Genomic DNA, 12,476 nt, shown 5'->3' with positions numbered 1-12,476 from the left:
CTACGCTCGCCAGAGCGTGGCTTGTTAGCGTTCCATGCGAGTCACCACCTTCTGGCGAAGGTAGCTGCCAGAAAATCGTTCACGGCGTTAGGTTCCTGCCTGGGAACGAGAATCAAAATCCAAATGGGACTTCGTAGCCTCGTGTAGCTGCGCGTCGGTGATCACCAAGGGGACCAGCGAGCGGATGCACGAGCCGTAAAGCCCAGCCCGGATCATGATCAGCCCGCGTTGGAATGCCTCTTCGACAATCAGCGGCGGCAGCACCGAATTGGGCGCAGATCGAATCCGAGGAATATCAAGCGTGAGCGAGGGACCGAAACAACATCAAAATCCCCTTGCCTACGCTTTAAGTTGTGAAAAACACGCAACTTCAAAACGCGTTCGCGTCGGGCCAACGCTCGCTAAAACGTTGGCAAAAACCAGGCCCACGGCTAGCGAAGTCGGCTCACAAATAAAGGGAAAACGTAGCAATCCAACCGTCGCACGGCTTCGCCTTTCGTAAATTCTTAATCGTGATCCGACTTTTAAACCTAATCGTCTTCGGTTGTATCCGCGGCAAACAGGCGCACACAGACGGGATTGAGATTAACAGTTGCTCGGTTAAACCTCACCCTTTGATTCGTGTCAAGCAGTGCTGATGAGTGTTTCCAAAACTTGGATGTGCCCAACACTCATTTTCACCAATCGCACACCAATTCAGCCCTCGCATTCACGTGAACACAATCCCAAACAGTTGTAACTTATCTGATTCTGGGCACCGCGAGGAACGAGTCTGGCGCCCAAGTCATGCTCAAGGTAGGAGGCATTTCGTATGTGCCACTTCGATTAACCTGATGCAACCTTGGTAGTTTTCGTTACGGTCAAGTAACGGGATCACTCGGGGACATAGCAGGAGATTCAGCCCCGACCCCACCGAGCTTTTCACACTTCACCCAACAAATCGCTACGTTTCTTTGCTGTTTCATTAGCATCCTCTAAGGAAGGACCCCAAACGGCACGATGATGCAACTCAGCAGTCATCGCGACCTCTGCAGATTGACGACGTGACCACCAAAAAGGGCGCAGCAAGTGAACGGCTGACCATGTTTCAGGTAAATTGACCAAATTTCAACTTCGCACGAATTGTTGATGCAATTTTCTCACTTTACATTTGCTCATCGTATACATTTGCAACTTCGGAAAGTCTTGGGACGTAATTATTTCTGCTCTGGCCGTTGCCGGGAGCCCGTCCCTCCTGTCTATGTAATCGGAGGGCGTGGGGCGCCTCCACCCTTTGCATCGGCGAGTGGAAAAGTGAATCAGTAATTGTGATTATGCCCCATCACTTCAAAAGAGACACCATGAGCAAGTTGTTTGGGTCCAAACGTTCGTTGTTGTTGCGATCACGTTCCTTCCGCCGCAGACGTCGTACCTTGCAACGGTCGTCCATCGCGTCACTCTTCCTGGAACGCCTCGAAGACCGCCGCATGCTGGCGACCCTCGACTTCAGCGGCGGAATCATCAACTACGACGGCACCGCCAATGCAAGCGCGCTGGCCGTCGAACTCGTCGGCACCGACTACCGATTTACTGATACGGAGAACATCACAGTCAGCGGCACGCAAGCGGCAAGCTGTACGGGATCGGGCTCGACGGTCGTCCTTTGTCCAACCAACGCTGTGACCTCGATCGACATTGACCTGCTCGGCGGCGCCGACACGGTAACGATTGCAAATCTGACGCTCAGCGGAAACCTGACCGTGACGGCGGATGATGTGACGCTTAGCGGCCCAGTCAGCAGCAGCGGCACGGTCACGATTAACGCCAACGGCGGCGCCATCACTGATGACAATACGAGTGATCCGGACATCGTGGCCACCAACATTTCTCTCACCGCCATCACGGGCATTGGAAAGTTGACTGACGCCAATCCCACCCTGGAAGTCAACGCCACAAACCTCGACGCCGCGACGATCTCGGGTGGGGTGTTCATCACCGACACGGCAGGCGGCGTGGCCATCGGAGCGGTGTCGGCCGGAGCGGGCTTCGTGGCTCTGACGGCCCTGAACGGCGCGATCACTGACGGGAACGGCCCGACCATCAATCTGACTGCGGCCAATGGCGTGAACCTGACGACCACCGGTGCCAACAGCGCGATCGGTACGACTGGCAATGCGATCGAGACCGCGATCGGATCGCTCACAGCTACGACCAACGACGGCGGCATCTTCATTGCCGACTCGAACGGGCCGGGGCTGATCATCAACTCCGTCCTGGCGAGGGAGGGTGGGCAAACTCCGTTCATCAACGGCAATCAGATCGTCGTTTTCGATCCACAACTCAATCCTGCGGATCCCCCTGTGAATCCCCATCCTGGCACGAAGGATGTCTCGATTTCCGCCCAGGGCGACATTTTACTCAATACGGTTACCGCCCCCGATAGCGTCACGATCACCTCCGTTTCGGGCAGAATACTCGACATCAATCAAGCACAGAACAACATCCTGGCCCGGAGCGAAAACCTCGTCGCCAATAGCACGGTCGGCCAAGACAGCGATGCCATTGAATCGACGGTCGAGACCTTTAGTGCCAGCACAACCAACGGTCCGATCTTCTTAGCGCAATTACTTGAAAGCACAGCGGTGTCCGTCGTTGCTGGCGGCGTGGGCAACGAAGTTTTGCTGACGAGTACGGGCACGAACCTGCGCATCCAAACCATCACGGCGCAGGGAACCGTCACCGTGGCAAACGGCAACGGGTCGCTGTTGGATGACAATGGGGCCGCCGTAAATATCACCGGCCCGATCGTCGACCTGAGCGGAACGTCCGGCATCGGAACCGCCCTTGATCCGCTTGAAACAAACACCCCTGAGTTGCGTGCGACCGTCAGTACCGCCGCAGCCGGAATCACTCCCGCCGCTTCTATTTTTATCGACAACAAGAGCGGTGGCTTGATCGCGCTTAGCTCCGTCGCCGCCAATACTAACGCTGGCGATGTGGCAATCAACTTCCTTGGTGGATCTCTGTCGTTTGTCGCGAGCACGCAAGTGCTGAACGCAGCGGGCGGGGCCGTGACGTTCGAGACCAAGACTGGCGACGTCAAGCTGGGCCTCATCGATGCAGGCAGTAGCGACATCAGCATCACCGCTGCCGGAGCGATCGTGGATGACATCAATGATACCGCTGTGGACCTCCGCGGGGGCTCAACCACGCTCACTGCGGGGACAGGCATCGGCGTTTCCCTCAATAACATTGACACGGACGTCGCGACCATTGATGCAACGACGGACACCGGAGGCGTTTTTATCGAAGAGGCCAATGCGTTCACGGTGAGCGCCTCAACGACGGTTGGCAACATTGATGTGCGCAACGCGACGGGCAACATGACAGTGGGGCTCGTCTCCTCACCGGGTCAAGTAACGCTCCATACCAATGGCGCCATGCTGGACGGGAACGGCGTTGACAAAAATATATCCGCAGACACGCTCGATCTGCTCGCGACGAACGGCATCGGTTCAGGCGGCGACGGGCTGGAGAGCTCGGTCAACTCTATGACGGCGGACGGCGGAGCGGGCGGTGGACTGTTGCTTGCCAATAACAAGACGCTCGCGCTGACCTCGGCCGTGGCAACGGGTGGAGCTGTTTCCATTTCGGCTTTGGGAGACTTGACGCTCGGTCAGGTGACCGCGACCGGCCAAGACGTCACGTTGACGGCATTCGGCGCATTGATCGATGGGAACGGCGTGACCAACAATGTTAGTGCGCTCAGCGCCACCCTGAATGGGTCCATGATTGGTATATCGGGCAACAAGATCGAGACCCATGTGTCAGCAATCACCGCCGCCACGACGACCGGCGGCATTTTCTTGAGCGACGCGAACCTCGCAAGTCTGGCCCTCACCGCCACGGCTCTGGGACAAGCGGCCGATATTGATATCGACAGCGCGGGCAGCATCATCCTGAACACAGCCATCGCCCAGGGCGACACGGTGAAGCTACGCGCGGTCGGGTCGATCACCGACGGCAACGATCCACCGCCCCCAATTCAGGTCAACATCATCGCGAAAACGCTCGATATTGCCGCTCCTAGCGGTATCGGCACCCCGGCCAACCCAATAGAAGCCGACGTCTATCAGGTGGCCTTGGCGGACGGCGGCGCGGTGGGCGCGAATATGACGTTTGCCGGTCCGCTCTTGCTCACCGAAGCCTCGCTCGAATCTGCGGGCAGCGGCACGCTGACGTTCGATGCCGAGTCCATTACAATTGAAAACATCGTCGACAACACCGCAACCATCGCTCCCGGCCGTTCGCTTGTACTGCGGACGCCGACGGGGGCAATCGTATTTCTCGATGCAGCGGATACGATCGAGACTTCACTCGCAGGCACAATCACCATCCAAGCCGGGACGGTTGTGGGCAGCGGCGCAGTGGCTGTCATTGGCAATCTCAAGACGGCCGGCGGAAACATCCTGGTTAGCGCCGACCGAACCATCACCATTGGCCAGCTCGATGCCGGGACGGGTGACGTGACGGTTCAATCCCGCGCGGGGATCATCGTGGACGGCAACGGACCGGCGATCAATGTGATTGCCGGGACGACCACCCTAAGCGGTGACGCTCCGACGGCCCGCGAAGCCGAACTCGATGAAACCTTCAGGATCGCGGAGGCGGCGGCCTTCACAGCGGAGGCGGCCGCAGAGCAGATTTCGGCCGATGCCTTGGGCAACGGACAGGCAATCATCGACGCCGAGGTGGCGACTGGTACCATAACGGTGGCGCAGCTTCAGATAGAAGCCGACCTCTTGGACATCGAGTACTACGCAAAACAGACTCTTGTCAACAATCTAAGCATCGCCGCGGCCGCTGCGGACGTGGCCTCGTTGGCGGCGACGACCGCGGCCACGGCTGCGTTAGTCATTGCGGGCCCCGCGCAAGCAATACCTCTGATTGGTGACGCCGGTTTGTTCGCCGTCCAGGTCGCCATCCAAGTCGTCGCAAATACTCTGGAAGCGGTAAGTACCGGGTTAGCCATCGGACTCACCGTGGAATCGATCGAACTGGCCGTCGTGGGTGCAGAGGACACCACCGCAAATTTCAAGGTGAACTCCGCCAGGGACAGATTGGAACTGTCGATAGTAACACAGCAGGCTTTCGCGGAATCTACGTCGATTACGCAGGCAGCTGCCACCAAGGCGGCGATTGTTCGCGACGCCTCCGAGCGGATTCGTGACCAGGCAATCCTAGCCCGCGATCAGGCCAATGTGATCGGCACCTTTTCCGATCCACTCGGCCTTGACGTCAGCGGGGTGATCAATGTGACTGCCGGACCAACGGACAGCTATTTGCAAGTGGTCGGCGACACGGCCGTCGATCTGATCCAGACCACCGGCAGCGTCACGCTGATCTCGACTGGGGCCATCAGCGACGCGGACGCGGGAGCCGGTGCGGATATCCTGGCCACGGGACTGAGGATCGTTGCCGATGGTGGTATCGGAGCAGCGATAGATCCCCTCGAAACACGCGTGGCCACGCTCAACGCAACCAATACAACAAGCGGCAACATCGTGATTGCCAACGTCGTCGGTGCCCCGGCGGCGCTCGACATCACGGGCATCTCGAACTCCGGTGGCGGCAATGTCATCATTTCCAGTCAGGGCAGCACGGTGGCCGGTGAGGGCATCACGGTCAGTGGCCCGATCAGCGCGACCGATGCCATGGCCGCCGTGACGATCAACTCAGGAAGCCCTCTCACAATTGATTCGGACATTACTGCGGCGGGCGCCATCGTCCTGACCGCGTCGGAAACGTCCATCGCCGGCGATGACCTAACGGTGAATTCCGGTGCAACCATCGAGTCGACTGGCTCGTCGGTTACGCTCCGTGCCGGTGACAACATCACGCTTTCATCCGGCTCGACGGTCCAAGCAAGTACAGGGATTATCATCACGGCCAACTTCGGCGACGACGCAGCCGACACCACCGGTGCCAACGTGATTGTCGCCGGTACGCTGATCGCGCCGCTGGCCTCGATCGGCGTGGACGCAGCAGCCGACGACGATGACACGTTCACGATCACGCCCTCGGCCGCGACACCGATCACCGTGGATGCCGAAGACGGCAGCGACACGCTGAACTTCATCGCCGATGGTCTTGCGGTGACCATCGTGGGCAACCAGATCACGGCCGCAGGCCGGCAACCGGTCACGTTCAACAACTTCGAGTTTGTGAACATCATCAACGCTAGGGGTGGCGGCAGCGTCACGCTCTTGGCAGAGGTCGGTGACGCAGACGCATTAACATTGACGGGCAGCGGTCAGAAAGCGGGCACGTTCACGCTCAACGGCGGCGTCCCCATCTCTTTCAGCGGTGTGGACAGATTCACGTTCAACGCTGGCGATCTGGCCGACGTGATCACCGTGACGCCGTTTGCCACTTCGGTGCTGCCGTGGAATGTCGCCGTCGCGATTGATGGCGGCACCGGTACGGACCGGATCATCTACAACAACGTGGCCGGGCTGATCGACAGTACCCGTGTGACGGCAACCGCTGCCCAGGCAGGGCACATCGATTCGCCGGGGGTGACATCCGCACTGAACAGCCAACTCGTCTCGTTCACGAATGTCGAGGACATCACGGCGAATGCCAACCCCGGCGAGGACGAGACGCTGACGGTGAACCAGCGTGACACCTCGGCGGCCGACACGACAACCCTACTCAACGATGACGTCCAACTCGTCGGGCTCTTTAACGTCGATACGGAAAACTACATCGGCCTGACGCTCAACGGCAACGGTGGAGACGACACATTCAACATCACGCCCGGCACGATCCCAGTATTCATCGACGGCGGCAACCCGATCGGCGCCACTGCCGGTGACTTGATCCACTTCCTTCCGACGACCAGCTACACACTCGAACCAGGACCGGAGAACGACTCAGGTGGATTCGTCGCCGATGGCCTTGGCGTCCAGCGAGTCAGTTGGGACCACATCGAGGAGGTTTCCGTCACCGGCGGCGTTGCAGGCGTTTTCCTGGGTACCAACGGTGATGACGACATTACCATCATCGCCCGCGACAGTTCCACGCACGCGGGAGCCGATGGCGTACAGGACTTCACCGTCAGCCTCAACGCCGGGCCGGGCATCCTGTTCCTCAACACTCCGATGTTCACGGTGAACGCCCTGGCTGGCGACGACGACATCGTGCTGTGGACACTGGACCCAAGCAGCGCGGTCTGGAACGTCGACTTGACTGTCATCGGTGGAGCCCCCGGCACAACGACTGGCGTGGGACAACAGGGGGACGTTTTCACGCTGGAAACTCAGGGTAGCCAGACGGTTACCTACTCGCCGACCGGCATCGAAGTCTTGGAACTTTCGTCGCAGATCAATATCAGCGGCGTAGAACAGATCGTCTACGAGGGCCAGGGCACCGATACACTGATCATCAACGGCACCAATGTGGACGACAACTTTGTCGTGAATCTCGGCAACGGCGGCAGTGGCAGCCATCGTTCCAACGGCGCGCCAACGTTCGACTACAGTGGTGCCAACGCGGTGACGACCAATGGCGGCAGCGGAGGGTTCGATGTCCTGAGCATACTGGGTAGTGCGGGCATCGACACCGTGACCTCGACTGCTACGGCCGTCACTATCGCCGGCCAAGGCACCGTCACTCTCGGCAGCAACCTGGATCGCTTCGAGCTGTACACGTTTGGCAGCGATGACAACATCGACCTCGACCTTAACGTGTCCGACGTGCAGAAGTTCGTCGACGCCGGCGACGGCAACGACATCATTGACATGTCGGATTCGCAGGCCGCCACGATCTTCGGTGGCCTAGGCAATGACACCATCATCGGTTCGGACGATGCTGATTTAATCTTCGGCGGGCCAGGCCAGGACGTGATCGTGGCCGGTGGCGGCGACGACGACGTGTATGGCGAAGAGGGCAATGACACCATCACAGGCGGCACCGGAACCGATCGGCTGCACGGTGGCGACGACTTCGATATCTTCATTTGGAACGCCGGCGACGGCAGCGACTTCATCGACGGCGGCGGCGACGCGGCCGACATCCTGAACTTCAACGGTAGCGTTGCAGCAGACGCCTTCATGCTTCAAGCAGCCGCCAACTCGACTCACCTCAATGTCATCCTCGGCGCTGCCGTGGTTGATACGCATGGCGTCGAACAAATTAATGTCAACGGGCAGGGCGGCGGCGATACCTTCAACGTGGCCGACCTGACCAAGACTGAGGTTGTCGCGGTAAATTTGAACCTGGGCGTGACCGGATCCGAAGACCTAGTCACCATCAACGGACGCAACGTCGCGGACAACCTAAGGGTGACAAGTGCAGGTGGCGTCATTAATGTCGCCGGACTCGAATACGACATCGAAATCCTCAGCGCTGCCGCTTCCGATCTGGACCGGCTAACGCTGCTCGGCAACGGAGGCAATGACATCCTCAAGGCGGCGGCGGGAGTCGAAGGCACTATCTTGATTACTCTGGACGGTGGATCGGGCGATGACGTCCTGGCGGCCAGCGGTATCTTGATCGGCGGTCTCGGCGACGATCTGCTCAAAGGCGGCGCGGGCGACGATCAATTGTTCGGCAACGAGGGTGAGGATACGCTGATCGGCGGCACTGGTAATGACACGCTCGACGGCGGAAGCGGCTTCGACACGATCTTGATCAAGGGAACATCGGGCAGCGACAGCATCACCGTCGACCAGACTTCCGCAACGGCTCTCACTGTACGGCTCAATGGCGTGGTTGACACTGACACGCTGGTCGCGGGTAGCGTCGAGCAAGCTCAGGTGGAAGCGGGGCAGGGTGACGACACGATTGCAGTTCGAGTTGCACACGGGCTCAATGCGACCCCGGCCAGCAGCCTTCGCGTTACGGTACACGGCGGCGAACCCAATGCGAGTGACCGGCTCGTGGTCATGGACGATGGGATCGGAAACACCGTGCAACACCATCAAGGAACTGACGAACGAAGCGGAACGTTGATTGTCGGTTCTTTGTCAGCGGTGTCGTACGATGGGATCGAATACGTTGACATCGTGCCGCTCGGTACGGACGCAACCAGTGATACATTCGGCGGTACAGGTAGCGACGGACTCGGACGTATCGTCGTGTTCCACCCGGATACCTTCTCGCAAAACAACAGCTTTCATAATCCCACGGAATTGTCCGACCTGGCCGAACACACGACAAAGCCGACCATTAATCCTGGCGCCCAGACGGATCCCTTTGGACTCGGATTTGATCTGAATGGTGATGAGGACTGGTATCGCTTCACCGCCTCGAAAACGGGCACCTTCCAATTCGAGGTGTTGTTCGACGCGGTTCCCACGCTCGCCAATGGCCAACCCGGTCTGCCAGGTGACGGACGATTGCGAGTTGATATTTTCGATGCCGACGGAACACCAATCGTACGTTTGCCGTCGGAGACGGACGATGCAATCCAGACCATCGGTACGGAAGTTGGAGGAAGCTACTTAGTGCGTATCCAGGGTGCGACCCCTGATTCGATCAACGTTTATGACATCAATGTTGCGGATCTGGACTTGCTGGGACCTCAGATCATTGATCCAGATGGTGCCGGACCGGAACATGCAATTCAAATCACGGGAAATCCAACCTACAACATTTTTGATGTAAAACCGGTAAGCCAAGGGCCGACTCCGTTAGTCAATAGTTTGACGATCAACATTCAGGACCAACCGACTCGATTCCCCGGATTTGTTTACGGAGCGTTGAACACCGACATTTCATCGGCGGCAGGTCACTATACGTTGATCGGAGATCACAATGGGATCATTCCTATCTCGAACATCATTGTGATCAATGCCCCCGTCGACCAAGGCGGACTGGCGACCGCCACGATCGAACTGCAGTTCGATTTCCCACTGCCGGACGACCGCTACACGCTCACGCTGAGCGACTCCATCGTTGACCCGAGTGGGAACAAGCTGGATGGCGAAAGCAATGCCCAAGAGCCTCAAGGCGGTCCGATGTTGCCCTCGGGAGACACCGTCGCGGGTGGCGATTTCGTGGCACGCTTCACAGTGGATAGCCGACCTGAAGTCGCTACCTATCTTGGAGATGGCACCTGGTACGTCGACCTCAACGGAAACGGTATCTTTGATCCCGACAACTCGGACTTTACCCACCGCGACGTCGTCTGGAAATTCGGTACCAAGGGGGATCTTCCCGTCGTCGGTGATTGGAATGGCGATGGCTATGATGAAATCGGCGTGCTCGGCAAACGAGGTGGCAAAGATTTCTTCTTCCTGGATCTGGATGCCAATGGTGCCTTTGACTTGGCCAAGGACGCTGCGTTTGAGTTCAGCATGCAGGGATCCGGCAACGGCGAGCCGATTTCAGGGGACTGGGATGGCGACGGTAGGGACGAAGTGGGCGTACTGAAAGGCAGCAGTTGGTTCATTGATAAAACAAGCACCGACTACACTCCTGCGGTCACACGCATTAATCCCACCAGGATAAACACCAGCATGAAAGGACTCCCCGTCGCTGGCGACTGGGATGGCGATGGCGACGACAATGTTGGCACTTTTGATCAGGACAAGTTTTTCCTGGACACCAACGACGACTTTGGCGATAGCGAATTGACCGTCAACTTCCCGTCATTCGACTTCGGAGGGCTGAAACCGCTGCCGGTGGCACATGACTGGGACCAGGACGGTGATGACGACATTGGCTTGTTCGTACGCCGCGAAACCGGCAGCAACAGCGGCGCCCGCGAGGCTGGTGAGTGGTTCCTAGATGTCAACACCGATCTTTCCGCCACTGGGACGGTGGACGCCCGCTTCGAACCACCGCCGACCGGACAGCCGGGCGTTGCCCAAGTGAACCAGGATATCTTCTACAACTTTGGCGATGAGCGGGAACCGGCCGCACTGGGAGGCCTTCGGCCAGTGGTGGGCAACTTCGACCCGCCAGTAGGTGTCACCGCGCAGGAGTCGCAGTCGCTGTACACGAACCCGAGCAACAGAGCGGATGTCAATAACGACGGAAAAGTAACCGCAATCGACGCGTTGATCATTATCAATCAAATCCAACAAACAAGCATCAACGGTGAGGGGATGCTGCCTCTGCCAGCGAGACCGGAGAACTACACCGATGTCAACGGTGACGGCAAGTTGACTGCGATTGACGCCTTACTAGTGATCAATGCTTTGGCCTTGCCGGTTGCCGCCAACGGCGAATCAGCTTCGAGTTTAGTGAACGTATCGGCAACAGCAGCGGATCCAAGCGGCGCAGCGAGTCAAACGCCGGCGCCGGCGTTGTACGTGGGGGCTTTGACTTCGTTTTCGTCAAGCGATCGATACCGTTTTCAGATGCAAGCTGAAACTGACGTCGACGCGTGGAGTGAACCATCGGCCACCAAACCGCGCGAACTTCCTGCCTCAGAAGAGAACGACAATCGGCACGCTGCGCGTGATCTTGTGCTGGCAAATTCGACGGAAGAACTGACGGAAATCGACGTCGCACTTGACGCGTTCGCCGCCGATCTTGCGACGGCGGGCGGGCTCAATTTGAATGGCCGATAACGCTCGGATTGGTGAACTCAGCCGACGCTTATAAAGCAAATCGTTTTCGACTCGATGATGCAATGCGAGCAGAATCGCTCGTAAGTTGGCGAACGGGAGTTCGTGGTCTTCACCACCGAGAATCCGAATCACAATTAACCTGGTAAATCCGCTGCGGCGAGCAAGATACGAAATAAAGATATCCAAATCTCGTTTTCGTTTTTGCAACCGCGCGGGTGTTTCGGATTGGGGTATAAGAACAGGTCCGGCTTGTAAGCTGGGGACTCTTTCGCAAAACGGGCGATACGTTCCGTCAGCACTTGCACATCAACGGTTGCGGACGTGAGACAAAAGCCAAGGGATTAAGAAGGTGCCGAACGCAGAATACGCCAGGAACGTCGAGGAATATCGCATCTCCTTCAGCCATGGCCCGTCCGAGGTGCTCGCGCCTCACCCAACAAAGTGTTATGTCCCTGTGTCTAATGTCCCTGTCTCTACTACGCCGTCGTCGTCATCAAAGACTTGAAGTTCAATGGCGGCGTGGTCAAAGTTGGCACCAAAGTCAAGAACATCCGCGTTGTCGATGGCGATCACGATATCGATTGCAAGATCGATGGCATCGGCGCGATGTCACTGAAATCCGAGTTCGTCAAGAAGGCCTGACGCAGTCCCCTTGCGGCGGCGGTATCAACCATCTTCCCCGATCCATTGTTTCCAGGGGACAGATATCTTGTTTCCAGGAATCGCGCCGAACGCCGTGAACCATTTTTAGGCTGGCAATTACAGGCTTTGCGTTCCACAACTACGCTCGCCAGAGCGTGGATTGTTAGCGTTCCATGCGAGCCACCACCTTCTGGCGAAGTTAGCTCCCTGAAAATCGTTCACGGCGTTAGGTTCCTGCCTGGGAACGAGAATCAAAATCCAATCGGGACTTCG

Annotated in this window: 1 protein-coding gene and 1 pseudogene; both read left to right on the top strand. The window is 58.0% G+C overall.

Annotated features, from left to right (window positions below; translation table 11 throughout):
* Window positions 1–1,340 precede the first annotated feature (1,340 nt).
* Entirely contained in the window at window positions 1,341–11,561 is a 10,221-nt protein-coding gene (locus ABX749_RS06965; protein WP_372895331.1) for a dockerin type I domain-containing protein, read from the top strand.
* A gap of 483 nt (window positions 11,562–12,044) precedes the next feature.
* Window positions 12,045–12,203 (top strand): annotated as a pseudogene (locus ABX749_RS06960) (PhnA domain-containing protein); the annotation flags it as partial.
* Between the last annotated feature and the right edge of the window lie 273 nt (window positions 12,204–12,476).

The sequence above is a fragment of the Stieleria sp. genome, assembly GCF_041595215.1.
Classification (GTDB): Bacteria; Planctomycetota; Planctomycetia; order Pirellulales; family Pirellulaceae; genus Stieleria; species Stieleria magnilauensis.
This window is presented reverse-complemented; position numbering and strand designations above follow the sequence as displayed.